Here is a 23,594-nt window from a genome sequence, read left to right as displayed (position 1 = left end):
CACCGGCCGCCGGGGCCGGGCCGGCGGCGGCCGGCGTGGGGTCGGCCCGGCGTGAGGTCGACCCGGCGTGGGGTCGACCCGGCGTGAGGTCGACCCGGCGTGAGGTCGACCCGGCGTGAGGTCGACCCGGCGTGGGGTCGGCCACCGGGAACCCGCCGTCGGCCTCGTGCGCCCCCGGCCCCCGCGGCCTCAGGCCGCCGTTCCGAGGTGGACCACCAGCACGCCCGCCGTGATCATGGCCAGGCCGGCGAGGCGGGCGGCGGTGGGCGGCTCGTGGTGGACCAGGAAGCCGAGGAGGACGGCCCCGATCGTGCCGATCCCGGTGAACACCGCGTAGGCGGTGCCGACCGGCAGGTCCCGGATCGCCCGCGAGAGCAGGTAGACCGTGCCGATCATCAGGACGAGGCTGAGGGCGGTCTGCGGCAGCCGGGTGAAGCCCTCCGTCGGCTTGAGGCTCTGCGCCCACGCGACCTCCACCACCGAGGCCAGCAGCAGCAACACCCACGGCGCGGTCACCGCTCCCCTCCCGCGGCCGCCCCGACCGGGGCCGAGGCCAGCTCGGCGCCCAGTTCGGCGGCCTCGCGCAGGGCGCGGTCCACGGACTCGTGGTGTCCGTCCAGGCGGGCGGCCAGCGCGGGGTCGACCAGGGCGTTGACCAGCTCGGCGCTGATGACGCGGCCGTCCTCCACCGCGTAGTGGCCGCGGAAGAAGTCGAGCAGGTAGCGGCCCTGGTGGTCGAACGGCTCCCGGGGCATGCCCGGCCCGTACGCCCCGCCGCGCGCGGACACCACGACGAACCGGCGCGGCGTGAGGACCATCTTCGGGAAGGTCACCTGGTCGATCCAGGCCTTGAGGGCGGCCGGCACGCCGAAGTTGTACATCGGCGCCCCGATCAGCACGACGTCCGCCGCGAGCAGTTCCGCGAGCAGCGGCTCCAGCTCCGCCCAGGCCTCGTGCTCGGCCGCGGTGCGGACCGTCTCCCGGTACCGGCCGGGGTCGGTGATGCCCTCGCGCAGCAGGGTGTCGCAGATGGACGTCCAGCCCTCGCGGATCGGCGGCGGCGGGGTGGCGGCCAGGTCGCGGTGGACGACCGGGCCGCCGCCGGCCTGCCGCCAGGCGTCCGCGAACGCCGCCCCGAGGCGGCGGCTGAAGGAGTCGCGGCGGGCGCTGCTGTCGAGGTGCAGAAGGCTGGGCATGGCTGAACTCCCTTGCGCGGGCGGGCAGGACGGGATGGAGGAACGAAGTGGACAGTGCGTCCACTTGCCTCACGGCACGGAGACTAGGCGGGAAGTGGACGCGCTGTCCACTTCCCGCCTAGGGTGGAACCGTGACCGAGCACCCCCGACCGCCCCGGCGCAGCCCCCACCCCTCGGCGACACCGCTCCCGCAGCTCCCCCTCGCCGACGGCCCCCCGCCCCGCGAGCGTGCCGACGCCGCCCGCAACCGGGCCCGGGTGCTCGCCGCCGCCGAACGCCTCTTCGCCGAGGGCGACCCGGCCGCGGTGACCATGGACGACATCGCCCGCACCGCCGGCATCGGACGCGGCACCCTCTACCGCCGCTACCCCGACCGCGCCGCCGTCGCCCGCGCCCTGCTGGACCGCCACGAGCACGCCCTCCAGGAGCAACTCCTGCACGGACCGGCCCCGTTGGGCCCCGGCGCGGACGGCGAGCGACCCCCCGCCCCCGCCGAACGGCTCGCCGCCTTCTACACCGCGATGGCCGGACTCCTGGACACCCACGTCCACCTGGCCCTAGGCGCCGAGACCGGCCCCGCCCGCTACCGCACCGGCGCGTACCACTTCTGGCACCTGCACGTCGCCCACCTGGCCCGCCAGGCCGGCGCCGAGGACCCCCAGGCCCTCGCCGACCACCTGCTGGCGCCCCTGGCCCCCGAACTCTTCCGCCACCAGCGCGAACAGGGCCTCACCCTCGACCGCATCACCCGCACCCTCACCCACCTCGCCCACCTGACCCTGGGGCAGCAGGGCTGAGCCGGGCACCGGGCCGCGCGGCTACTCCTCGGCGGCCCGGGCGGTGGGATGGTGGTGGGCCTGGACGGCCTCGAAGATCTGGGCCAGTTCGCGGGCGTCCTCGCCGGCGTGGTGGGTGTGCGGCAGGGTGAGGCCGAGCTCGTCGAGGATGGCGGTCTTGCGGGTACTCGACCACTCGCCGCCGGTCCTGCCCATCCAGTAGCTGCGCAGGTCGATGCCGGAACCGGTCGGGCCGAACGGGCTGCGGCCGGTGAAGCGGGTGAAGTACCAGTGCACGTACATCCCGTCCCACACCGCGGGGCCGGCCAGGAAGACCGGCCGCCCGATCCGGCGCAGCCCGTTCACCCAGCGGGCGGCGGCCCGCATGGCGTCCTCGGGGCTCGGCGCCTCGCGCAGCAGCCGGTCGCGGTCGAGGCCGGAGACGGCCAGCGCCTCGGGCACGAACTCCTCGGAGATGGGCCGCAGTTCGGTGTAGAAGCCGAGGTCCGGGCGCCCCACCACGGCCATGCCGAGGGAGAGCATGCTGTACGGGCCCGGGATCGGCCCGTCGGCCTCGACGTCGACGGCGATGTAGAGCTCGGGAAGACCGGACATGCCCGGCAGCCTAGGCGTCGGCCCCGGACGGCGACCAGTGAATTCGCCCGGCGGGAATCGTCGGACAGGCCTTACAGCGGGGCCGTGTCGTGGTCGGCCGGGAAGGCGGCGCCGTGGCCCGGGACGATGACGTCGGCGGCGGCGAGGACGCGCAGGCGGGAGTCGCGCAGCTGGTCGAGGTCGGGGGAGACCGGGTCGACGACCGGGCCATTGGGGCGCCACCAGAGGTCCCCGACGAAGGCGACCACGCCGCCCGGGGTGCCGGCGAGCAGGGTGATGTCCTCGGCGCTGTGCCCGGGGGTGCGCACCAGCCGCAGGGACGGGGTGAGTTCGTACCCCTCGGCATCGCGGTCGAGCCACTGGTCGTCGCGGTACTCCGCCTTGTGGTCGTGCACCCGGGCGTTGTGGAACAGGCCGACGTTCATGGTGTTGTCCGGGTGGTGGTGGCTGAGCACCACATCGGTGATGTCGTCGGCGGACAGCCCCAGTTCGGCGAGCGGGCCGAGGATCCGGTCACGGCTCGCGACCATCCCGGGGTCGACGATCACCCGGCGGTCGCCGTCGGTGACGTACGAGACGGTGGCGGCCACCCCGGGCCCGGTGGAGAGCGTGTAGCCGGTGGTCAGGACGTGGTACTCGGCGCTGCGGCCGGCGGGTGCGTCATTCATGGGCACCAGCCTGCCGGGCACGGGGAGGGCGGACGAGTGGCAGGGATGCCACCGACCGCAGGATCTGTGCCATCCCTGCGGAAGGGGTATGCCCGGGGTCGACCGGGACCGCCGGTCAGAACTCGGTGGTGTCGAGGTCGAGGTCGAACGGCGCCGGCAGGTGGACGGCGGTGCCGAAGGGGTGCGGCCCGTCCAGGCGCTGGTAGCCCAGGCGCCCGGGCTCGGCGAAGACCGTGCACTCGCGCCGCTGCCGGTCGATCAGCAGGTAGAGCGGAGCCCCGTACTGCCCGTAGCGGCGGCGTTTGACGGTACGGTCGGTCTCGCCGTTCGAGGGGGAGGTGACCTCCACCACCAGCAGTGTCCGGTCCGGCACCAGCGCCCCCTCGGTCTTCGCCGCCAGGTCCTTCGGCACCACCGCCAGGTCCGGGATGAACCAGTTCTCCGAGCCCGGCAGGTCGAGGTTGCCCGAGCCGGCGCGCAGGCCGAGCTCCCGCATCCGCGGGCCGATCTGCTCGCGCACCAGATCGCTCGCGTTCTCGTGCGCCCAGGACGGCGACATCGGGGTGATCACTCCTTCGATGATCTCGGCTCGATCGCCGGCGACGTGCTGGATCGCGTACTTCAACGCCCGCTCCGGGTCGCTGACGCTGTAGTCGCCGGGGTCATGGGCTGCCGTGCTCATGGGTACGCCTCCTCCGCTCCCGCCCGATTCTCCTCCCGCACCACCTGCCCGCGCCGCGGATCGGCGCCCGGTTCACCGGTTCGAGTCAGCGCACCCTGGCACGGTCACCATCGACCGCAGGATCTGTGCCAGACTCCGGGGATGTCGTTCCGTACCGTCGCCGCCTACGCCCCGCCCGGGGTCGGGCTGTTCGCCGTGGGGCTGGTCGCCGAGGTCTTCGCCGAGCGCGGGGGTGGCCTGCCCGGGTTCGAGTTCGCGCTCTGTGCCGACCGGCCGGGGCCGGTGGCCACCGACACCGGGGTTCCCGTCGCGGCCGCGTACGGGCCGGAGGGGCTGGCGGAGGCCGATCTGGTGCTCGCGCTGCCGTGGGCGGGGTTCCGGGACCCCTTGCCGCCGGGGGTGCTGGACGCGCTGGTGGCGGCCCGGGAGCGCGGCGCCCTGGTGGCGGCGCACTGCGTGGGCACCTTCGCGCTGGCCGCCGCCGGTCTGCTGGACGGACGGCGGGCGACCACGCACTGGCGGTTCGCCGAGCTGCTGGCCGGCCGCCACCCGGAGATCACGGTGGAGGCGGACTCCCTCTACGTCGACGAGGGCGGGGTGGTCACGGGAGCCGGCGCCGCGGCCGGCTTCGACCTGTGCCTGCACCTGCTGCGCCGCGAGTACGGCGCTTCGGTGGCCAACGCCGTCGCCCGTGATCTGGTCCTGGCGCCGCACCGGGACGGCGGCCAGGCCCAGTACCTGGCGGCGCCCGTGCCCGAGGAGTGCCGGGACGAGCGGCTGACCGAGGTCCTCGCCTGGGCCCGCGCCAACCTCGACCGGCCGCTGCCGGTCACGGAGCTGGCCGAACGGGCCCTGATGAGCCGCCGCTCCTTCGCCCGCCACTTCACCGCGGCCACCGGGACGACCCCGCACGCCTGGCTGCTGCACCAGCGGCTGGCCCTCGCCGAGGAACTGCTGGAGAGCACCGACCTGCCGGTCGAGGAGATCGCCCGCCGGGTCGGCTACGGCAGCGCGGCGGTGCTGCGCGAGCAGTTCGTCCGCCGCCGGGGCGTGCCGCCGAGCGCGTACCGGCGGGCCTTCGGCCGCGCCCGGAGCGCCGCCCGCTGACCCTGAGTCGCTGACCGGCGACGCCTCGACCGGTACTACCGCTGGGGTTCGGGCCGCGTGGACGAGGTCGCGGCCGACGGCGCCTCGGACCGCGAGCGCCGGTCGGCCTGCGCCGGCACCCGGGCCGCCGCCCCCGCGGCCGGCATGCGGTTCGGCACCGGGTGCGGCGCCGGCCCCCGCCCCGGCCGCAGGACGCGGCGCAGCACCGCCGGTGCGAACAGCCGCTGCGGCGGCGACTTCAGGTTGGCCACCCACAGGAACGCCCGCCCGACCTCGGCGTCCTGCGCGGCCGCGCGGTGCACGCGGGCCACGTAGCGGTTGAGGAGCTTGGAGCGCAGCGTGCGCCGCCCCGCCACGAACGGGAACCGCAGGTCGCCGCCGACCGACATGTCCCACGCCACGTCCGCCGCCGCGGCGGCCCGCTTCAGGAACCGCCGGACCGCCGCGTCCCCGCTCGCCTGGGCCAGGCATTCGCGCAGGGCGGCGGCCTCGCAGGCGGCGACCGTCATGCCCTGCCCGTACGAGGGGTTGAACTGGCAGATCGCGTCGCCGAACGGCAGGTAGCCCTGCGGCAGGCGTTCCAGCCGGTCGTAGCGCCGGCGGATGGAGACCGGGATCCGCATCGGCTTCGGTTCGGTGAGCGGCTCCGCGCCCTGCAGCAGCCGGTGCAGCCCGGGCCCGGGCAGGCTCGCGGCGAACCGGTGGTAGCCCTCGGGGTCGGTGGGCGGGTGGTCGCCGTTCATGCCGAACAGGGTCACCAGCCAGCGGTCCCCCTCGGCGGCCAGCGCCACCCCGCCGCGCGGGGCGTGCGCCGAGGCGCCGATGACGTACGCGTCCGTCGCCGGGCCGTCCGTCGCCGGGCTGTCCGGGCCGCGCCGGTACTCGCGGGAGACGTAGACCAGCCGGGAGTCGACCCGCTCCTCCTCGGGTCCGCGGTAGCCGAGGGCGGTCAGCCAGGTGGCGCCGCGGTTGCTGCGGCCGGTGGCGTCGACGAAGAGGTTGGCGGGCAGGACCTGCGGCTCGGCGTTGACGCGCAGCAGCCGTACGCCGGTGATGCGGGTGCCGCCGGGGTCGGCGACCGGCTCCAGCACCTCGCAGCGGTCGTGGATCTCGACGTCCGGCAGGGCCTCCACCCGGGCCCGGATGTACCGTTCCAGCGCGGCGCGGCTCACCAGCAGGCAGGGCAGGCCGGAGTGGCTGCGGCGCATCTCGTAGCCGTCGTTGCACCAGTCGACGTCCGCCTGGGCGTCGCGGATCAGCGCGCCCTGGGCGACCAGGTCCTGACCGAGGCCGGGGAACAGCTCCTCCAGCACCTCGTAGCCGCGCGACAGCAGCCCGTGCGCGTGGTGGCTCTGCGGCACCCCGCGGCGCGGCACCCCGGCCTGCGGCAGCGCGTCGCGCTCGACCACCGTGACCCGCCCGTACGTCTCCACCAGCACCCGGGCGGCCAGCAGTCCCCCGATGCCCGCCCCTGCGACGACCGCGTGTCCGGTCCTGCCGCTACGCCCTGCCATGGCGTCCTCCTCGTTCCCGCGGGCGCCACCGCCCGCGGGAACGAGGATGCCCGCGGCGGCTTGACGTCCGATTGACGTCCGATTGACGCCTGGCCCGGGGGACGCGGCAGGTCGGCGGGGTGCGCCCGGGCGGGTGAACGGGAGCGGTCACCGGCGGCGCCCTGGGGGCCACCGGTGACCGCGCTCGATCCGGCCCCGGGACCGGATCCGGAGCCGACTCAGGACCGGCTCGGGACCGGTGCGGAACCGGCTCGGACCCACTTCAGCACTGGGGACGACGACCGTGGTTCGCCCCACGCCGGGCACGGGCCTTCTTCTTCCTGCGCCGCTTCGACGACATGGTCACTCCTCTCCGGACGGGTACGCCCCCCTCGGCCCCCACGCTTCCACAGCCGGCCCGGGTCGGCCCGTCGGCGCGGGCCCCTGTCCGGTCGGTCTAAAGCCTGTCTGAGGAGCTCCCGTACCGACCGGCCACCGCCCCGGGCGGGCCCGTACGCTCGGCGCCATGACGAGCGAACCCCGTACGGACTCCCGTCCCGGCCTTGCCCGGCACCTGCGTGAGAAGGGCACGGCGATGCGCGAGGCCGCCCTGCGGCGGCCCACGAGTGCCGACTGGGAGGAGGAGATCGGCGCGGTCTGTGTGGCCGACGACGCGACCGGGGTGCGCAAGGTCCGCATCGGCGATTGGTCGTTCGTCGGCGACGGTGGGCCGGACATCGGGGGGTTCGGCCTCGGCCCCTCGTCCCCGGAGCTGCTCTGCGCGGTCGTCAGCACCTGCCTCACCCACACCCTGATGTGCGTCGCGGCCCTGCGGGACGTCCCCCTGGACCGGGTCGAGGTCCGGGTGCGCGCCCGCAACAACGACGCCCGCTTCTTCGACGTGCCCACCGACGCGCCCGCCGTCCCGTACGATCTGACGGCCGCGGTCGACCTGAGCAGCACCGGGGCGGGGGAGGCGGAGCTCGCCGAGCTGCTGGCCGAGGCGGACTCCCGCTGCCCGATGCTGCGTCTGATCCGCAGCCGGCACACCGTCGACGTCCAGGTCGCCACGTGACCGTCCACGCCGTCCATGCCCTGCTCGGCGTACTCGGCCTACTCGGTGTGAAGTGACGTTCCTCCCGCTCGGGGTCGGACGGGGGTTCGATACCCTCCCCGTCGTGCTGGAGGAGATCCGATGAACCAGAAGCCCCGGAACACCGCCCTCTGGGTGGTGCTGGCGGCCAGTGTGACCGCCCTGATCGTGTACCGGCCGGACGGGTCGCGGCACTCGCTGCCCGACCGGCCGCGGGTGCCGCCCGCGCCGGGGCGTACGGCGTGGCCGTCCGCGGACGTGGCGCTGCCGGGCGGCGGGACGTCGCTGCACAGCAGGTGCGGCACCAAGGGGTACCACTCCTTCGAGCTCCCGCGCGTTCCCCGGCCCACCCCGGCCCCTGGCGGTGTGGCGGACACCCCGCCGCCGCCCCCGGCCGAGGAGCCGCCGCCCGGCCCGCAGCTCATCCTGAGCTCGTACGGCTACGGCAGCGAGGGCGGGCGGCCGGGGCGGTTCACCGTCGGCCTGCGGATCGGGCCCGGACCGCACGGGCGGCTGGAACTGGCCCCGCCGCTGGGCGCGCGGGGCGTCGCCGTGGAGATCGAGGGCCCGGACGGCGGCCTGGTCGGCGGCGCGTACGGCCTGCCGGTGCTGCTCGAGGAGGGCACCGAGCAGGGCGAGGGCGGCACGGTCATCGCCGGGCCGCAGGACGGTTTGGGCGCCACCGTGGAGTTCCCGGCCCTCGTCCTCTGCCCCGGCTACGACGCCTGGCAGGTCAGCTCGTTCCTGTCCCCGCCCATCGACTCGCACAACACGATCACCGGCCAGCCGTACTTCCGGCTGACCGTCTCGGTCTCCGATCCCGTGGTCGGCGCCCTGCGCCGCGCCGCCGGCTCCCCCGTGACGGGCGACGTGCTGAGCGCCGACAACTTCGTCCCGAACTGGCCTGCCCACGGGGAGCGGCCCACCACACCGCCCAAGCGCGCCTGACCCGCGCCCGACCGGTTCACCCCGTCGTCTGCGCCCCGACCCGGAACCGGCGCAGCCGGGTCAGCAGGGCGTGCGCCGCCGGGCCCGGCGGGGAGTCCGCGCGCCAGGCGAGCGCGGCCCGGCCACGCAGCGCGGGATCGGCGAACGGCACGGCGCGCAGGCCGAGTTCGGCGGCCGCGTCGGGTGGGATCCCGGGCAGGACGGCCACGCCGAGGCCCCGGGCGGCGAGCCGGGCGAGCAGAGCCGGGGCCGCCGCCTCGAAGGCGATCCGGGGCCGGAAGCCGGCCGCCGCGCAGGCGCCGTCGAGGACTCCGCGCACGCCGGTGCCGCGGGGCAGGCTGATCAACGGGCGGTCGCGCAGCGCCGTCAGGGGCAGGCCGTCCGGCCCGGCGGCGGACGGCAGCGGGTCGTCCGCGGCCACGGCGGCGACCAGGGGCACGTCGACCACCACCTCGTGGGCGATGCCCTGGCCCAGGGGCTCCCCGGTGAGGCCGATGACGGCGATGTCCAGCTCGCCGCGGCCCAGCGCGGCCAGCATCCGCTCCGAGGTGTCCTCGGTGAGCGCGATGTCGACCCCCGGATGGTCGTCGTGGAACCGGGCGAGCACCGCGGCAACGTCCAACTCCCCCTCGGAAGCGCCGGGTTCACCGGCACCGCCGGCCGCGCCGGAGACCAGGCCGAGCGTCACCCGCCCGCGCAGCAGGCCGGTGAACTCCTGGACCGTCCGCCGGACGTTCTCCGCCGCGGCGAGCGCCGCCCGCGCGTACGGGAGCACGGCCGCGCCCGCCTCGGTCGGCGTCACGGTGCGGCCGGACCGGTCGAGCAGCGGCTGTCCCACCTCCCGTTCCAGCTGCCGGATCTGCGCGCTGATCCCGGGCTGCGCCAGGTGCAACCGGGCCGCGGCGCGGGTGAATCCGCCCTCCTCGACGACGGTGACGAAGTACCGCAACTGCCTGAGCTCCATAACCAGGGATTCTAGGAGGGAGAACAAGCAGCTCTTGGACGTATGGCGGATGAGGTCACGATCATGGAGACATGGACTTCGCGCGACTGATCGCAGCCGAACGCCGGGAGATCGCCGACCTGTTGGACGGTCTGACGGCGCAGCAGTGGGACGCGCCGAGCCTCTGCACGGGCTGGCGGGTCCGGGAGGTCGCGGCCCACATGTCGATGGGCTTCCGCCACCCGCTCCCCCGGGTGCTGGCGGAGCTCGTCCGCTCCGGCGGCAGCCTCGACCGGACGACCGACCGGCTGGCCCGCGCGGACGCCGCCGCCGCGACACCGGCCCGGCTCGCCGACTGGCTGCGCGACAACGCCCGCCACCCGTGGAAGCCCCCGGTCGGCGGCCCCGCGGCGGCTCTCGGCCACGACGTGGTGCACGGCCTGGACATCACCGTCGCGCTGGGTCTGGACCGCCGGGTGCCCGAGGAGCGCCTGCGGCCGCTGCTGGACCGGGTGACCCGCCGGGGCGCCAGGTTCTTCGGCGCCGACCTGTCCGGGGTCCAACTGCGCGCCGTCGACCTCGACTGGTCCTTCGGCAGCGGCCCGCCGCTCACCGGCACCGCGCAGGACCTGCTGCTGGTCGCCTTCGGGCGGGCGCTGCCGCCGGGCCGGCTCGGCGGCGCGGGCCGGACGGGTACGGACGGGCCCCCTGGCCGACCGGGCGCGGACGGGCCCCCGGCCGACGGGACCGACGCCGGCCCGCCCGTCCCCGGACCGTAGGGTGAGCAGGTGACGACCTCTCACCTGCCGCCCACCGCCCCGCCGGCCCGGGACCTCATACGCGAGCTGATCGCCGACCCGTACGCCGGGTACACCGCCCTGCGCACCGCCGGGCCCGTGCACCGGGTGGTCGGGCCGGACGGGCTGCCGGTCTGGCTGGTCACCCGGTACGCCGACGTCCGGCAGGCGCTCGCCGACCCCCGGCTCGCCCTCGACAAGCGGCACGCGACCCCCGGCAACTACCGGGGCTTCGCGCTGCCGCCCGCACTGGACGCCAACCTCCTCAACATGGACCCGCCCGACCACACCCGGATCCGCCGACTGGTCTCCCAGGCGTTCACCCCGCGCCGGATCGCCGGACTGCAGGGCCCGATCGAGCGGGTCGCCGAGTCCCTGCTCGACGCGATGGCCCCGCTCGGCCGGGCCGACCTGATCGCCGCGTACGCCGCGCCGCTGCCGATCACCGTCATCTGCGACCTGCTCGGCGTCCCCGCCGACGACCGGCACGACTTCCGCGCCTGGACCGACACCCTGGTGGCCCCCGACCCGGAGCGCCCCCAGGACGCCCGGGCCGCCGTCGGCGCGATGCTCGCCTTCTTCACCGGGCTGATCGCCCGCAAGCGCGAGCACCCCGGCGACGACCTGCTCTCCGCGCTGATCGCCGTCCGCGACGAACGGGACCGCCTCACCGAGGACGAGCTCACCTCGCTGGCCTTCCTCATCCTGTTCGCCGGGTACGAGAACACCGTCCACCTGATCGGCAACGCCGTCCTCGCCCTGCTCACCCACCCCGACCAGCTGGCCGCGCTGCGCGCCGACCCAACGCTGATCGCGGGCGCGGTGGAGGAGTTCGCCCGCTTCGACGGCCCGGCGCCGCTGGCCATCCGCCGCTTCACCCGCGAGGACGTGACCGTCGGCGGGGTCGTCGTCCCGGCCGGGGAGACCGTCCTGCTGGCGCTGGCCTCGGCCAACCGCGATCCCGAGCAGTTCACCGAACCGGACCGCCTCGACCTGGGCCGCCCCGAGAACCAGCACCTCGCCCTCGGCCACGGCATCCACTACTGCCTCGGCGCCCCGCTCGCCCGCCTGGAGACCGGCATCGCGCTCACCGCCCTGCTGCGCCGCTTCCCCGCCCTGGCCCTCGACCGGCCGGCGGGCGGGCTGCGCCACCGGCCGTCGCTGCGTGCCCGGGGGCTGCTGGCGCTGCCGGTGCGGTACTGAGCGGGGCCGTACCGACAGGTCCGCCGGTGCGGCCGGTCAGAACACCGAGCAGCCGGAGGAGGTCGTCAGCGTGTCCAGCGCGGTGACCGCGGCCACCGAGTTGCCGGCCCGGTCGAGGCGCGGGCCCCAGGCGCAGATCGCGGCGCGCCCCGGTAGGACGGCGAGGACCCCGCCGCCCACCCCGCTCTTGCCGGGCAGCCCGACCCGGTAGGCGAACTCGCCCGCCGCGTCGTACGTCCCGCAGGTCAGCAGGACGGCGTTGACGCGCTTGGCCTCGCTGCGCGACAGCAGCCGGCTGCCGTCGGCCCGCAGGCCGTGCCGGGCCAGGAAGGAGCCGGCGAGCACCAGGTCGCGGCAGCTCGCGGTGAGGGCGCAGTGCGCGTAGTAGTGGTCGAGGACGGTGTCGACCGGGTTCTCCAGGTTGCCGTGGGCGGCGATGAAGTGGGCCAGGGCGGCGTTGCGGTGGCCGTGGGCGGCCTCGGAGGCGGCCACCACGGGGTCGGTGTCGATCAGCGGGTTTCCGGACTCCCGGCGCAGGAACTCCCGGACGGCGCCCGAGGCGTCGCCGGTCATGCTCTGCAGCCGGTCGGTGACCACCAGCGCGCCGGCGTTGATGAACGGGTTGCGCGGGACGCCGTGCTCGGTCTCCAGCTGGACCAGCGAGTTGAACGGGTTGCCCGAGGGCTCGCGTCCCACGCCCCGCCACAGGTCGTCGCCGCCGTGGGAGAGCGCCAGGGCCAGCGTGAACAGCTTGGACACGCTCTGGACGGAGAACGGCCGCTCCCAGTCCCCCACCCCGTACAGCTCGCCGTCGACGGTCGCCACGGCCATCCCGAAGGCGTCGGCGTCCACGGCGGCCAGCGCCGGGATGTAGTCGGCGACCCGGCCCTGCCCGGCGGTCGCCCGGGCGGCCGCCTCGGCCTCGGCCAGCAGCCGCCGGTAGTCCAGGCGCTCGTCCCCGAGGCGCCCGTTCTCCTGGCGCTCGTCCCTGAGGCGCTCGTTCCCAAGGTGTGCGCTGTCCATCACGGGCAGACCGGTCAACGTCGTTCCTCCAGCACAGCGGGGCGCCGGCACGTCGTCGGGCCGGTCACCGGAGGATTATGCGCGGCCCGGCGGCCGCCGACGCCACCGGGGAGGGTCGCCGCCGTACCCGTTCCCCTTCCGGAACCCTGGTGACAGGACGTCAGCCCATCGGTCATGATCATGACCGTGACCACCCGACGCGCAGTACTCACCAGCCTCGCAGCGGCCGCCGCCGGCCTGCCGCTGCTCAGCGACCTCGCCGGGCACGGCAACCGTGCCGCCGCCGAGGACACCGGCTCCGTATCCAGCGGCACGCAGGAGCGGTACGGCTCCAACACCGCGCTCTACGCCTCCACCGAGCACCTGGAGGACAAGCACTGGGTACGCCGCTACCGCCGCCACGAGACGGTCGACAACTTCAGGACGGGCATCCCGGAGATGTCCCTCACCTCGATCATCGCCCCGCACGGCGGCGCGATCGAGCGGGGTACGAGCGAGCTGTGCCTGGCCGTCGCCGGGTACCAGCCGACCGTGCCTGCGGTCCTCCCCACGGACCCCGGCCAGCCACTGCCGTTGCCGAAGCCGATCGGCAACGGCGTGCCGGTGCGTGACTACTGGCTGTTCGAGGCGCTGGCCGACCTCGACGGCAACCCGCTGCACGTGACCTCGACGCACTGCGACGACCCGGCCGCCCTCGCCATCACCGGCGGCAGCCGGTACGCGGTCTCGCTGCACGGTTTCTCCCCCGAGAAGGACAAGGACGGGAACCTGATCGGCGGCGCCCTGCAGGTCCTCATCGGCGGACGCGACCAGCGACTGATGCGCAACATCCGGGGCGTGCTGGCGAACAGGTCGTTCACCGACCCCGCCCGGCCGGTCAACGTCACGATCGCGGCCGCCGGCACGAAGATCAACGGCGACGAGCCCACCAACATCGTCAACCGCACCTACAGCGGCGCGGGCGCCCAGCTGGAGATCTCCACCGAGCTGCGCAAGGGCATGTTCGGCGACTGGGACACCGCCGCGAAGCGTCAGGCGACCTACGGTCAGGGCACCGGACCGTCGTACTACTGGAACGGATTCGTCGACGGCGTGCGCGAAGCCATCCGCCGCCACGAGCGCGGCCTCGACTGGCCGCCCCACGACGCCGTGCCGTACGAGGGCTGAACCGCCGCGAGCCCCGGCCCCCCGCCCCCGTCCACACCGGGGCGGGGGCTCCGTCTGATCCATCGCCCACGGACGGCCCCGGTGCGGACGGCCGTCCTAGACTGCTGCCATGTCCGACACCGAGCTGCGCCGCGTCCACGCCTTCCTCTCCGGATTCGCCCGGCGGCAGGCCGATCGCACGGTCGAACTCCCCTGTGGCTTCGCGGCGTTCGCGGACGAATTCCCGAACTCGTGGTCCGACAACCACGTGGTCGTCGACCGTACGGACGTCGCGCCCGCCGAGCTGCCCGACCTGGTGGAGCGGGCGATGGCCGACGAGCGACCGTTCCGTCAGGTGGGGGTGCTCGACGGGGACTTCGGGGACGCCTGCGTCGAGCCCTTCCGGCAGGCCGGCTACGCCCACGAGACCTATCCGGTGATGCTGCACACCGGCCCGCTCCCGGCCCGCGGCTTCGGCGGTCCGGACGGCGGCCACCCGAACGACGACCGCCCGGACGAGGCCGGCGACATCACCCTGGACGAGATCCGCGAACCGATCGCGGCCGCCTGGCGTGCCCAGCTCCCCGAGGCCGGCGAGGAGGTGGTCCGGGAGCTGGTCGACCGCCGCGCGATCCGGCGACGCGGCGCCGAACGGGTCGACCTGCTCGGCTCCCGCACGGCCGACGGCGAGGTGGCCGCCTGGACCGACCTCTACCTCGACCCCGCGCTCGGCGTCGCCCAGATCGAGGACCTGATGACCGCCGAGGCCCACCGCCGGCGCGGCCACGCCGACGCCGTCCTCGGCACCGCCCTGCGCCGGGCGGCCGCCGCCGGCTGCGGCACCCGGTTCCTGACCGCCGAGAACGACGACTGGCCGCGGCACTGGTACGCGCGGCGCGGTTTCACCGTCATCGGCCACTCCCACGGCTTCACCCGCGCCTGACCACCGGGGATCACCGGCACCCCGTCGATGACATCGGCCGTGGTGCCGCACCGTCACGCCCACCCCTCGGAATGATCTCGTTATGGTGCTATCTTCAGTAGCACCATGCTGCTGAAGTTGGGCACCGACGACAGCCGCCCGCTGCACGAACAGGTGGCGGGCGCGATCCGGCGCGCCGTCGCCGAGGGCGAGTGCCGTCCCGGCGACCGGCTGCCCCCGGCACGTGACCTCGCCCGGGCGCTGGACGTCAACACCAACACCGTCCTGCGCGGTCTGCGCACCCTGCGCGACGAGGGGGTGCTGGAGTTCCGCCGGGGACGCGGCGTGAGCGTCGCCGAGGGCGCCGACCGGCGGGCCGACCTGCTCGCCCGGGCCCGCCGGCTGCTCGACGACGCGGCACGCGAGGGCTACAGCAAGGCCGATCTCATCGAGATGATCCGGGGGTTGACGTGAAGGACACATCGGTCGGGGGAAGCGGCAGGCGCGCGGCCGCCCGGGCGGCGGGAATGACCTGGGCAGTGGGCGTGACGGTGATCCTCGCCGCGCTGCCCTGGTCGGTCGGCGACCGCCTGCCGAACCCCCTCGCCACCCACTGGCGGGGCGACACCCCCGACGGCTCGATGCCGCTGTGGGCCGCCTGCCTGGGCCCCGCCACCGTCTGGGCGGTCCTCGCGCTCGGCGTCGCGGCGGCCCTCCGGTGGGGCGGCTCCGCCGCGCGCCCGTGGGCCGTACCCACCCTCGTCCCGGCCGGCACCCTCCTGACCGGCGCCCAGATCTCCGTCGTCCGGGCCAACCTCGACCGCCCCACCTGGCAGGACGCCCGCCCGGTCGGACTCGACGTGGTCCTCGTCCTGGCCGCCGCGGCCGGCGCCGCCCTGCTCGCCCTCACCCTCGCCCGCCGTGCCACCGCCACCGCCACCGCCGCCCCCGCGGCGCCGGCCGGCGAAGCGGCGGCCCGGGGCCCGGTGCTCGACGTACCCGAGGGCGAGCACCTCGTCTGGCTCTCCCGTACGACCAACCCCTGGCTCGCGCTGATGGCGGCCATCGGCGGCCTCCTGACCCTGGCCGCCGTGCTCGCGGCCGTCGGCGGCCTGTTCGCCGACGCGCCGGAGGCCGCCTGGGCCATCGCCGCCCCCGCCGCGATCACCTCCCTGGCGGCCCTCGTATGCTCCTCGGTGCAGGCGCGGGTCACCGCCGAGGGCCTGGCCGTCGCCCTCGGCCCGCTCGGCTGGCCGGTGCGCCGCTGGCCCCCCGAGGACGTCGAGGCGGCTCGCGCCGAACCCCGTACGGCGGCCGAATCCGGCGGCTGGGGCTACCGGCTCACCGGACGCGGCACCACCGTGATGCTGCGCTCCGGCGAGTGCCTGGTCGTGCGGAACCGCTGCGGCGCGGAGTTCGCCGTCAGCGTGGACGACGCCGGGCGCGGCGCCGCCCTGCTGAACGCGCTGGCCTCAGTCCGTACCGGAGAGACGGGTGATCATCGTCAGTGACACCTCGCCCTCGCGCGGATCGTGCACCCGGAAGCCCTCGCGTTCGTACAGCCGCAGGGCCGGGTTGTCCCGCTCGACACTCAGTCCGACGCGCTCGACGCCGGCCTCCCGCGCGGCCCGCAGCAGGTCTCTGATCAGCATGGTCCCGATGCCCCGGCCCCGGTGCGCGGCGCCGACGCCGATGCTCAGCTCGGGCACGTCGGCGGCGATGAAGCCGTACGAGGGGTCGTCCTCGGAGAAGTACCGCAGCCACGCGGCGCCGACCGGGACCGGGACCGAGGCGCCCTCCGGGCCCTCGACCGCCAGGACCCCCAGGTCGCCTCGCCGGGGCCAGCCGTCCACGTAGTGGGCGTTGCGCGGGTCGGCCAGCACCACCTCGCGCGGAACATCCCGGCCGGGCGCCCAGTTGATGGCGGCGACCAGCATGTCGCGCAACGGTTCGACGTCCCCGGCGAGCGCGGGGCGCGTACGGATGCCCCGCGGACCACCGAGGGGCTCGATGTCGGTGACGTGACTCACGCCGGAAGTCCACCACGGGCGGTGACCGCATCGCCACCGAATTTCCCGCATGCCGGGCACCGGCCACGGCCGTCCGCATGCGATCACCCGGAACCTGCGGTGGGATGGGAGCCCGTCACCCACCGCGCGCGGAGGACCGCCCATGCGCGACGCAGCCCGCCCGGACCCCGGCGCCCCACGGCCCCTGGTGGGCGAACTGGCCAGGATCCGCATCCGCGCGGTCACCCACCTGGCCGACGTCCCCGCCGAGGTCGCCCGCGAGGTGGAACGCGAACTCATGCGCCGCTTCACCGAGGAGGAGGCGCCCGAGGTCCAGGAGCGGATCCTCCAGGCCGCACGGGAGGAACTCGGCACCGCGCCCGGCATCCAGGTGGAACCGCTCGTCGTACGGCACGGACACGGCATCGAATTCCTGGTCGTCCTCACCGCGCTCGGCAGCTTCCTCGGCACCTACGCCGACCTGGTCGAACGGACCACCCGGGCCGTCGAGCACACCCGCCGCATCATCGCCGCGACCATGGCCCACCTCACCACCGCCCGCCCCTTCCCCACCCCCGCCACCCCCGAGGTCACCGCCACCCTCACCCTCGGCCCCGCCGCCGACCACCTCACCACCCCACCACCGCCCCCACCCCGCCCCCGCCACCCCGACCTGGAACGCCTCGCCCTCACCTACGCACTGGTGGTCGGCACCTTGCTCCTCGTGGCCGTCGGATTCCTCCTGGGCCGCCTCTGAGCCGCGGAAGTCCGCACGGTCACCGCGCACGGTGGCCCCGTACCGCTCAGACCCGGGTCTGGAGCACCTGGCCCGGCCAGAGCGACCCGTCCGACCGCAGTTCCTCGAACTCCAGGGTCGCGGTGAAGCCCAACTCCTCGTACTCACGCACCAGACGGCCGTCCTCGCCGGTCCAGCAGTGTGTCCGGAGCAGCCGTGCGCCATGCCGGGCGGCCTCGGTCCGGGCGTCGGCGACCAGAGCCGCGAGGCTGAACTGCCGGTACCTCACCCTGGTGACCAGGAAGTGCAGGTAGAGCTCGCGTTCCTCGACCGGCGGAACGAACTCCGGGGCCTCGCAGTTCAGCACGGATCCACCCGTGACCCGGGTCAGCAGGTCAGTGCAGAGCCGCACCTGTCCGTCCCGGGCGTAACGCAGCACCTGCTTGACGATCGGCGGGGGTTCTTCCCACTCCAGCGTTTCGAGCAGATTCACGTACTGCACCGGGACCAGCCAGGAGCTGTGGTCGTGAAGCATCCCCAGGAAGTCCAACACTTCATCAGGACCGCCCACGGTGACCGTCATCTCGCTCATGACGCACTCCTGGCAGTCGTCGCGCTCAGACATCCGACACCTGCCGCAGTTCCTCGTCCCGGGCGGGGCGTGATCCCGGGATCAACCGGGTGAGGTCGTCCACATTCCGCGGAGTCTTTGCGTCCGCCATCGTTTCACTCCCGCGGCCGACGGCAATCCTTCGTTCGTGGCTGTCCGAGTGCGGATCAAACGGGAGGTCAAGCACTCGTACCGGAAATCGGTCAGTTGTTCGATGATTCTGGAACATAAGAACGCCCGTCAGGTCAGCACAGACCGAGCAAGACCGACCTGTCGGTGCGGCAAGAAACAATTGTCTTACCTCTGTGTGCAGTTGACAACTGAGACGAGGATTCATGGACAGCACCGCCAGCCCGTCCCACTACAAGCGGAACCCTGTCTTCAGCGTCCTGGTCGACGGACCTCTGGACCTCGACCGCGCCGACCTCGGCTACCCGCAGCACAAAGGTCTCTGGGAACTCCTGCTCGCCGACAAACGCCCCGTCGAACAGCGGGGCTTGTACTGCCCTACCTGCTACCGGCGGCACCCCGGCCGGATCGAGTGGATGTACGTCTACAGCAAACGGGGCCTCAGGATCGCCGTCCACCACAACACCGACCAACGGGACCACGGCGACGGCGAAAGCGATCAGCACAAGGCCTTGAAGGAGCGGTTCGCCCGGGCGGCCGAGCTCGGCGGGTTCCGTGCCGAACTGGAAGTGTGTGCTGCGGACGGTCGGCGCCGCACGGACGTTCTGGTCACCGGGGCCGACGGGCGGAAGATCGGCTTCGAGCCTCAGCTTTCGTACGCGACCGCCCCGGCGGTCCGCAAGCGCGACTCCATCGCCCGGGAGGAAGGCGTCACCCCGGTCTGGCACGTCCTCGACCCCAAGGCCCCACTGATCGACCACGTGCACTGGAGCCGAACCGACAACCTGCCTCCCGAGGCGATACGCAACGACCGCGACATGCTCGTCCGGGGAGGCGTCCGCCGCCTCGAGCTCGACAAGTGTGACCACACCAACCCGCTGCCGTGCCCGGTCCGCCGCAGCGGACGATGCGGCAACTGGCACCCGCGCTGGGAACCGTGCCCCCGCCAGGTCGACGACCTGGTCCGCGACATCGCCGCCGGCGACTACGTCCCCCTCACCACCAGACAGAGCCAGCGAACCCTGCGATTCTGGACGTCGCGCACCGACTTCGACCTCTTCACCGACAACGGCGGCGAGGAAACCCCTCCCGAGTCCGCGCCCAAGAACAAGCGGATTCGGATACCTCTGCAACGGGACGCCGAGTGCATCCGGACCCGCACCGAATCGGACTGCCGCTCCACGCCTCAGCCGCCCCGGGACTCGGGTGAGGCCATCCGTCCGGCCGTCACCATCACCCGGGACCCGGTCCCGCCCCGCACCGCCCTCGTACCCCCACCCCGCGAGTGCCCGACCATCGACGTCACCTGGGAACAGCGCTTGGTCGCCGCCACCGAGGCGGGCTGCGAACCCTGGGAACTGGGACCGTGCGCGGGCTGCGGCACACCCATCAACCGCTACGGACCGCACCCCGCTCACGCCTGCGCCCCGTGCCGGACCCGCTACGGAAGCCGGTGAACCGCCCGCCGACCGCCCACCGATCGCGACGGAACCTCCGGCGAAACGGCCGCCCGGTCCTCGGATCAGCCACGCAGAAGTAAGCGAGAAGGTCCTCCCGACCCCGCCGGCCGACACGGATCGTAACCGCCTCGGCATGCGAGGCGGGGGCCGAGGTCAGACGTGCCTGAACCCCTGGTTCTGGAGGGCCCGGTCCAGGTGCCAGAAGCTGCGGTCGATCCCGTGCCGGGGGAACGTGCTCGTGTACGGCACGGCCGGCGGTGGCACCGACTCGCAGCCCTCCTCGGCGAGGACGAACACCCGGTCGAAGCCGTACTGACCCTGGAAGAGGCCGATCTCGTGGATCACGTTCTGCCGTGCGACGAGTTGCCCGTCCCCCGTCGCGTCCTCGGCCGTCAGCACGCAGATCGCGAAGCTGCACCGCTGCAGGTAATCGGCCAGCGCCTCCGTGACCGGCCGGCTCCCCCATGAATCCGACTCGAACGAGTAGACCGGCAGCCCGAACCGCTGCTCCACGAACGCCTTCACCGCCAGCCACTCCGGGCTCCGCCCGTGTGCCACGAACACACCCGCCGGGCGGGCGGCGGACCTCCGGGCCGCATCATGGGAGCGGATGAAGTCCTTCGTCACCGCCGCGAGCTGACCGTGTCCGTGACTGCCCACGTACCGCAGCTTGTGCCGGGCGAGCGTCATCCCCAACAGCGACCCCAGCTCCACCTGCAACCGGTCGCTCGTCAGCACCGCGAGCAGCCCCGCGGCGAACACGTCACCGGCGCCGGTGGCGTCCTCGATCTGATCGTCCGCGAGCACGACCTGCGGATAGAACTCCTCGATGGCCTTGCCGCTCTCGCTGCGCCACGTGTGGATACCGGTGCGCCGTTTCACGATGAGGACACCGCGCTCGTCGGCGAGGCGCCGGAGCAGGCGCGCCGCTACGTCCTCGTCGGTGTCGCTCTCCCCGCGCTTCCCGAGTTCGTGGAACTCACGGTGATTGAGCAACAGGTAGGTGGACAGAGCGCACATGTCGAAGATGTCCCGGCTCGGATGCGTGCTCCACACGTGGCCCGGGTCGAAGCTGATCAACGTGGCGGGGCTCACCGCCTTGACGGCCCTCAGGACGGCCAGCAGCACCGAGGGGGTGCGCTCATCGAGGAACGATGTCACATGAACGACCCTGGCCCCGGAAAGGTAGGCCACGACCTCGTCGAAGGAGCCGGCCAAATGGTCCGCCATGGCCGCGTTGGCACCGGCATGGGTCAACAGGGTCCGGTCGCCGTCCTCGGTCAGGGAGAAGCAGATCCCGCACAGGTGGTCGTCGTCCCGGAAGACGAACGGGTGGTCCACTCCCAGCGCCCGAAGCTGCTGCACGGCCGACAGCCCCGGCCCCGGCACCCGCCCGGCGACCCCCACGTAGCCCAGGCGCAGCCCGAGCTGCAACTGTGCCAGCACGTTGACCGCGTTGTACGCCGACCCGCCGAGCGAGGTCTGCAGGGTCGCAGCGTTGATCGCCTCCAACGCCGCGTACACCGTGGCCTCGTCCACCGCCGTCTCCGTACCCCACTCGGGCACGGCCGCCTCGCCCTCCAGGAGCTCCGTGATACGTGCGGTCAACGGCACGCGGTCCGGATCCGCGGTCCTGTCGGCATGAGTGATGTAGTCGAGATTGAGCGCACCGATCCCCACAACGTCCAACGAGAAGTCGCCCCGTGGTCGACCCGTCGACTCAGCGCTCATACCGATGTCCTTCCCTGGTCAGGATCTGCTCCCTGACCAGCATGCGTTCCAGTTCCACAAAGGTTGTGCTGATCCGCCCCGGCGGGAAGTCCATCCGGATCAGCCCGGCGTTGTTGGAGAACGCCTCACACCCTTCCTCTGCCAGGATCGCCACCCGGCCGAACCCGTAGTAGCCCTGGAAGACGCCAACCTGGTGAACAACGCTCTCGCTCGCCCGCCGCTGGCCGCCCGCCATCACCCGCGACGCCGACATCACGCACACCGCGAACGAACACCGGCCCAGTTGTTCCCGCATCGCCCGTGCATAGCGCGCATCCTCGCCCGGGTGGCGTCGCAGGGTGTGCACCGCCAGACCGCAGTCCTCCTCGAGGAACCTACGCAGCACTTCCCACTGGCCGTCCTCGTCATGCGCCAGCAGGACCGCTCCGGGCCGGGTACTGGGCGCGGCCAGTGTCTCGGTGGACTGGAGGAAACCCTCACGCCCGAGCACCGGCACCCCCCGCGCCCCCGGCAGGCCCTGCACAGCCCGCTGACGCGACAGGCTCAACCCCAGGAACGAGCCGAGCTCGACCTGCAGACGCCCGGACGCGAGGGCCGCGACGACGGACGCCGAGAAGACGTCCCCGGCCCCCGTCGCATCCTCGATCGCCGTCTCCCGCACCGGCCGACGCAGATGGAACCGCTGTGCCAGGACCCCCGCGGGGGCGTTGCGGAACACCTCCACACTGTCGTAGCGCTTGGTGACGAACACCGTGCACCCGGGGCTGCAGCGGGCGAGCACCCGCTGCGAGAGCACCTCGTCGGACTCGCCCAGGGCGTAGTCGCCCAGAGCTTTGAACTCGCGGTGATTGACGAACAGCAGATCGGCGAGCGCGAGGATGGCGTCCACGGCCTCACTGCGGCTCTCGGCCCACGCGAACCCCGGGTCGAAGCTCACGAGCAGGGCCGGGTTGAGGAGGCGGGCCCGGGCCAGGACCTCGAAGAGCGCCAGCGGTGTCCGCTCGTCCAGGAACGAGGTGACATGCACGATCCGGGCCTGAGCGAGGTAGCGCGCGATCTGGTCGCCGTTCTCCCGCAGGTGCTCCGCCATCAGGAAGTTCGCGCCGGGATGGGTGAGCATGACCCGCTCGACATCGTCCAGGTACGAGAGACACACGCCCGAGAGCCGCTGAGGTCGGCGTGCGACCCATCGCCGGTCGATCCCGAAGATGTCCATCTGCCGCACGAACGACAGTCCCGGTGTTTCGATCCTTCCGGCCACGCCGACGTAGCCGAGTGACAGCCCCAACCGCATCTGGGCGAGGGTGAAGATGGTCAGCCATGCCGAGCCGCCGAGCGAGGCGTCGAGCGAGGCAGCGCCCAGTCGGCCGATCGCCTTGGCGATCGCGGCCTCATCGATCGGACCTTCCGTGTTCCATTCGAAGCGCGCGGCGGACTCGGACACCTGCTCGGCCGTACGCGCGGACAGGCGGGAAACACTCGCGATGTAGTCCACGTTCAACGCACCCACGCCGATGATCTCGGGTCCGTCCTCTCCGGGATCACCGCGTCTCGCACCGTCCATGGCACCCCCAAGCCAGGCAGATCACCGGTTCCGTGGCGGAGCCATACCTTGCCACCCCGTACCTGACACCACAACAGCGCGTAGAGGCACTTCGGACGGAACGGGCGCACAGGGCGGGACCGGGGCGAGGTCCGGGTCGTGTACTGGCGATCGACGGCAGTACGATCGTCCGGTTCGAGGCCCCGGCGACCGACCGCCCTCGCATTCCGGCTCCGGGATCGGGGCGCATCCGACGGGCACGCCTGTGGCGGCTACGGGCTGGTGCGAAGGGTGCCCACGTTGCTGACCCAGACCGGGAAGGTGGGGGGCTGTTCCTCGTCCGGGGTGTCCGTGGGGTCGTCGTGGTCCTCGATGGGGATGACGCCCGGGGTGGTGTCGGCGAGGAATTCGGTGATGAGGGGGGCGAGGTCGGCGGTGGGGATGTAGTGGCCGCCGAACGGGAGGTCGTCGGGCGGGACGGAGCCGGTGGAGCAGCGGAGTTGGCCCGCCTGGTCGTCGTGCCAGACGTAGAAGGTCACCGGCCCGGGGTGGGCCATGGCGTGGACGCGGGTGCGGAGGGCGGCGGCGGTCCGTTCGAAGGCGGCCACCACCTCGGGGACGGTGAGTGAGCGGCGGTCCTCGACCTCGGCGTTCAGGTGCCAGGTGTTGGTCTCCCACTCGACCGTGCGGTCGGTCGGGTTCAGGTCCAGGGGCTCGTCCGCGAGCTCGGCGATCCAGGTCAGCAGCACCCCGACAGTATCCAC

General features: G+C 73.6%; 25 protein-coding genes. 12 read left to right on the top strand and 13 right to left on the bottom strand.

Features of this window, described 5'->3' with window-relative positions; translation table 11 throughout:
* Positions 1-189: 189 nt before the first annotated feature.
* Together ACWEQL_RS14005 and ACWEQL_RS14000 are read right to left on the bottom strand one after the other, a co-directional pair.
* Positions 190-516, bottom strand: a complete 327-nt coding sequence (locus ACWEQL_RS14005; protein WP_452150472.1) for a DMT family transporter — start codon at positions 514-516, stop codon at positions 190-192.
* Entirely contained in the window at positions 513-1,196 is a 684-nt protein-coding gene (locus ACWEQL_RS14000; protein ID WP_452150471.1) for an FMN-dependent NADH-azoreductase, read from the bottom strand. The genes ACWEQL_RS14005 and ACWEQL_RS14000 overlap by 4 nt, the downstream gene beginning before the upstream one ends.
* Before the next feature lie 131 nt (positions 1,197-1,327).
* On the opposite strand from ACWEQL_RS14000, the gene ACWEQL_RS13995 reads away from it, so the two are divergent.
* Entirely contained in the window at positions 1,328-1,993 is a 666-nt protein-coding gene (locus ACWEQL_RS13995; protein ID WP_452150470.1) for a TetR/AcrR family transcriptional regulator, read from the top strand.
* 21 nt (positions 1,994-2,014) lie between these two features.
* Here ACWEQL_RS13995 and ACWEQL_RS13990 read toward each other — a convergent pair whose 3' ends face one another.
* The 3 genes from ACWEQL_RS13990 to ACWEQL_RS13980 form a co-directional block, all read right to left on the bottom strand.
* Positions 2,015-2,587 (bottom strand): 3'-5' exonuclease, encoded by a 573-nt coding sequence (locus ACWEQL_RS13990; protein ID WP_452150469.1) that lies wholly within the window; start codon positions 2,585-2,587, stop codon positions 2,015-2,017.
* 71 nt (positions 2,588-2,658) lie between these two features.
* Positions 2,659-3,255 carry an MBL fold metallo-hydrolase gene (locus ACWEQL_RS13985; RefSeq protein WP_452150468.1) on the bottom strand — a complete coding sequence of 199 codons (597 nt, stop codon included), beginning with the start codon at positions 3,253-3,255 and terminating at the stop codon, positions 2,659-2,661.
* Between the two features lie 115 nt (positions 3,256-3,370).
* Entirely contained in the window at positions 3,371-3,937 is a 567-nt protein-coding gene (locus ACWEQL_RS13980; protein ID WP_452150467.1) for a Uma2 family endonuclease, read from the bottom strand.
* 141 nt (positions 3,938-4,078) lie between these two features.
* Here ACWEQL_RS13980 and ACWEQL_RS13975 point away from each other — a divergent pair, with 141 nt between their 5' ends.
* Positions 4,079-5,044: a GlxA family transcriptional regulator gene (locus ACWEQL_RS13975; protein ID WP_452150466.1), complete on the top strand. Its 966-nt coding sequence runs from the start codon at positions 4,079-4,081 to the stop codon at positions 5,042-5,044.
* Between the two features lie 35 nt (positions 5,045-5,079).
* Here ACWEQL_RS13975 and ACWEQL_RS13970 read toward each other — a convergent pair whose 3' ends face one another.
* Positions 5,080-6,558: an FAD-dependent monooxygenase gene (locus ACWEQL_RS13970; protein ID WP_452150465.1), complete on the bottom strand. Its 1,479-nt coding sequence runs from the start codon at positions 6,556-6,558 to the stop codon at positions 5,080-5,082.
* A gap of 505 nt (positions 6,559-7,063) precedes the next feature.
* Between ACWEQL_RS13970 and ACWEQL_RS13965 the strand changes: the two genes are divergently transcribed.
* Both ACWEQL_RS13965 and ACWEQL_RS13960 read left to right on the top strand, forming a co-directional pair.
* Positions 7,064-7,612 (top strand): OsmC family protein, encoded by a 549-nt coding sequence (locus ACWEQL_RS13965; RefSeq protein ID WP_452150464.1) that lies wholly within the window; start codon positions 7,064-7,066, stop codon positions 7,610-7,612.
* Between the two features lie 120 nt (positions 7,613-7,732).
* Positions 7,733-8,578 carry a hypothetical protein gene (locus ACWEQL_RS13960; protein WP_452150463.1) on the top strand — a complete coding sequence of 282 codons (846 nt, stop codon included), beginning with the start codon at positions 7,733-7,735 and terminating at the stop codon, positions 8,576-8,578.
* A 16-nt stretch (positions 8,579-8,594) separates the two neighbouring features.
* Here the strand turns inward: ACWEQL_RS13960 and ACWEQL_RS13955 are convergent, their stop codons facing one another.
* On the bottom strand, positions 8,595-9,542 hold the full coding sequence (locus ACWEQL_RS13955; protein ID WP_452150462.1) for a LysR family transcriptional regulator: 948 nt from the start codon (positions 9,540-9,542) through the stop codon (positions 8,595-8,597).
* 71 nt (positions 9,543-9,613) lie between these two features.
* Here ACWEQL_RS13955 and ACWEQL_RS13950 point away from each other — a divergent pair, with 71 nt between their 5' ends.
* Entirely contained in the window at positions 9,614-10,300 is a 687-nt protein-coding gene (locus ACWEQL_RS13950; protein WP_452150461.1) for a maleylpyruvate isomerase family mycothiol-dependent enzyme, read from the top strand.
* 9 nt (positions 10,301-10,309) lie between these two features.
* A complete protein-coding gene (locus ACWEQL_RS13945) occupies positions 10,310-11,521 on the top strand; it encodes a cytochrome P450 family protein (protein WP_452150460.1) in 1,212 nt (403 codons plus the stop codon).
* 36 nt (positions 11,522-11,557) lie between these two features.
* On the opposite strand, the gene ACWEQL_RS13940 is transcribed toward ACWEQL_RS13945, so the two are convergent.
* Positions 11,558-12,469, bottom strand: a complete 912-nt coding sequence (locus ACWEQL_RS13940) for a glutaminase (protein WP_452150477.1) — start codon at positions 12,467-12,469, stop codon at positions 11,558-11,560.
* A gap of 255 nt (positions 12,470-12,724) precedes the next feature.
* On the opposite strand from ACWEQL_RS13940, the gene ACWEQL_RS13935 reads away from it, so the two are divergent.
* The 4 genes from ACWEQL_RS13935 (at position 12,725) to ACWEQL_RS13920 (ending at position 16,123) form a co-directional block, all read left to right on the top strand.
* On the top strand, positions 12,725-13,711 hold the full coding sequence (locus ACWEQL_RS13935; protein WP_452150476.1) for a poly-gamma-glutamate hydrolase family protein: 987 nt from the start codon (positions 12,725-12,727) through the stop codon (positions 13,709-13,711).
* Between the two features lie 109 nt (positions 13,712-13,820).
* Complete coding sequence (locus tag ACWEQL_RS13930; protein ID WP_452150459.1) at positions 13,821-14,633, top strand: GNAT family N-acetyltransferase; 813 nt, start codon at positions 13,821-13,823, stop codon at positions 14,631-14,633.
* A gap of 105 nt (positions 14,634-14,738) precedes the next feature.
* Complete coding sequence (locus tag ACWEQL_RS13925) at positions 14,739-15,086, top strand: GntR family transcriptional regulator (RefSeq protein WP_452150458.1); 348 nt, start codon at positions 14,739-14,741, stop codon at positions 15,084-15,086.
* Positions 15,087-15,139: 53 nt separating this feature from the next.
* Positions 15,140-16,123, top strand: a complete 984-nt coding sequence (locus ACWEQL_RS13920) for a DUF1648 domain-containing protein (protein ID WP_452150457.1) — start codon at positions 15,140-15,142, stop codon at positions 16,121-16,123.
* Here ACWEQL_RS13920 and ACWEQL_RS13915 read toward each other — a convergent pair.
* The gene (locus ACWEQL_RS13915; protein ID WP_452150456.1) at positions 16,085-16,642 is read right to left on the bottom strand and encodes an N-acetyltransferase family protein; all 558 of its coding nucleotides are present in this window, start codon (positions 16,640-16,642) and stop codon (positions 16,085-16,087) included. The genes ACWEQL_RS13920 and ACWEQL_RS13915 overlap by 39 nt on opposite strands.
* A 142-nt stretch (positions 16,643-16,784) precedes the next feature.
* Between ACWEQL_RS13915 and ACWEQL_RS13910 the strand changes: the two genes are divergently transcribed.
* A complete protein-coding gene (locus tag ACWEQL_RS13910; protein ID WP_452150455.1) occupies positions 16,785-17,378 on the top strand; it encodes a hypothetical protein in 594 nt (197 codons plus the stop codon).
* A 46-nt stretch (positions 17,379-17,424) separates the two neighbouring features.
* Here the strand turns inward: ACWEQL_RS13910 and ACWEQL_RS13905 are convergent, their stop codons facing one another.
* A complete protein-coding gene (locus ACWEQL_RS13905; protein WP_452150454.1) occupies positions 17,425-17,949 on the bottom strand; it encodes a GNAT family N-acetyltransferase in 525 nt (174 codons plus the stop codon).
* A 353-nt stretch (positions 17,950-18,302) separates the two neighbouring features.
* Here ACWEQL_RS13905 and ACWEQL_RS13900 point away from each other — a divergent pair, with 353 nt between their 5' ends.
* Complete coding sequence (locus ACWEQL_RS13900) at positions 18,303-19,553, top strand: competence protein CoiA family protein (protein ID WP_452150453.1); 1,251 nt, start codon at positions 18,303-18,305, stop codon at positions 19,551-19,553.
* A gap of 156 nt (positions 19,554-19,709) precedes the next feature.
* On the opposite strand, the gene ACWEQL_RS13895 is transcribed toward ACWEQL_RS13900, so the two are convergent.
* The 3 genes from ACWEQL_RS13895 to ACWEQL_RS13885 form a co-directional block, all read right to left on the bottom strand.
* Entirely contained in the window at positions 19,710-21,170 is a 1,461-nt protein-coding gene (locus tag ACWEQL_RS13895; protein ID WP_452150452.1) for a PfkB family carbohydrate kinase, read from the bottom strand.
* 106 nt (positions 21,171-21,276) lie between these two features.
* Positions 21,277-22,782: a PfkB family carbohydrate kinase gene (locus ACWEQL_RS13890; protein WP_452150451.1), complete on the bottom strand. Its 1,506-nt coding sequence runs from the start codon at positions 22,780-22,782 to the stop codon at positions 21,277-21,279.
* Between the two features lie 320 nt (positions 22,783-23,102).
* The gene (locus ACWEQL_RS13885; RefSeq protein WP_452150450.1) at positions 23,103-23,594 is read right to left on the bottom strand and encodes a hypothetical protein; all 492 of its coding nucleotides are present in this window, start codon (positions 23,592-23,594) and stop codon (positions 23,103-23,105) included.

The organism is Kitasatospora sp. NPDC004240, from assembly GCF_053603215.1.
Note: the sequence above shows the minus strand (reverse complement) of the source record. Positions and strands in the feature narration are given on the sequence as shown.

Excerpts from the sequence above, each read along its gene's own strand:
- ACWEQL_RS13950 (WP_452150461.1), top strand. The coding sequence starts at position 9,614 with ATGGACTTCGCGCGACTGATCGCAGCCGAACGCCGGGAGATCGCCGAC.
- ACWEQL_RS13920 (WP_452150457.1), top strand. The coding sequence starts at position 15,140 with ATGACCTGGGCAGTGGGCGTGACGGTGATCCTCGCCGCGCTGCCCTGG.
- ACWEQL_RS13980 (WP_452150467.1), bottom strand. The coding sequence starts at position 3,937 with ATGAGCACGGCAGCCCATGACCCCGGCGACTACAGCGTCAGCGACCCG.
- ACWEQL_RS14000 (WP_452150471.1), bottom strand. The coding sequence starts at position 1,196 with ATGCCCAGCCTTCTGCACCTCGACAGCAGCGCCCGCCGCGACTCCTTC.
- ACWEQL_RS13985 (WP_452150468.1), bottom strand. The coding sequence starts at position 3,255 with ATGAATGACGCACCCGCCGGCCGCAGCGCCGAGTACCACGTCCTGACC.
- ACWEQL_RS13905 (WP_452150454.1), bottom strand. The coding sequence starts at position 17,949 with ATGAGCGAGATGACGGTCACCGTGGGCGGTCCTGATGAAGTGTTGGAC.
- ACWEQL_RS13925 (WP_452150458.1), top strand. The coding sequence starts at position 14,739 with ATGCTGCTGAAGTTGGGCACCGACGACAGCCGCCCGCTGCACGAACAG.
- ACWEQL_RS13975 (WP_452150466.1), top strand. The coding sequence starts at position 4,079 with ATGTCGTTCCGTACCGTCGCCGCCTACGCCCCGCCCGGGGTCGGGCTG.
- ACWEQL_RS13910 (WP_452150455.1), top strand. The coding sequence starts at position 16,785 with ATGCGCGACGCAGCCCGCCCGGACCCCGGCGCCCCACGGCCCCTGGTG.
- ACWEQL_RS13960 (WP_452150463.1), top strand. The coding sequence starts at position 7,733 with ATGAACCAGAAGCCCCGGAACACCGCCCTCTGGGTGGTGCTGGCGGCC.
- ACWEQL_RS13900 (WP_452150453.1), top strand. The coding sequence starts at position 18,303 with ATGGACAGCACCGCCAGCCCGTCCCACTACAAGCGGAACCCTGTCTTC.
- ACWEQL_RS13930 (WP_452150459.1), top strand. The coding sequence starts at position 13,821 with ATGTCCGACACCGAGCTGCGCCGCGTCCACGCCTTCCTCTCCGGATTC.
- ACWEQL_RS13955 (WP_452150462.1), bottom strand. The coding sequence starts at position 9,542 with ATGGAGCTCAGGCAGTTGCGGTACTTCGTCACCGTCGTCGAGGAGGGC.
- ACWEQL_RS13990 (WP_452150469.1), bottom strand. The coding sequence starts at position 2,587 with ATGTCCGGTCTTCCCGAGCTCTACATCGCCGTCGACGTCGAGGCCGAC.
- ACWEQL_RS13965 (WP_452150464.1), top strand. The coding sequence starts at position 7,064 with ATGACGAGCGAACCCCGTACGGACTCCCGTCCCGGCCTTGCCCGGCAC.
- ACWEQL_RS13935 (WP_452150476.1), top strand. The coding sequence starts at position 12,725 with ATGACCGTGACCACCCGACGCGCAGTACTCACCAGCCTCGCAGCGGCC.
- ACWEQL_RS13970 (WP_452150465.1), bottom strand. The coding sequence starts at position 6,558 with ATGGCAGGGCGTAGCGGCAGGACCGGACACGCGGTCGTCGCAGGGGCG.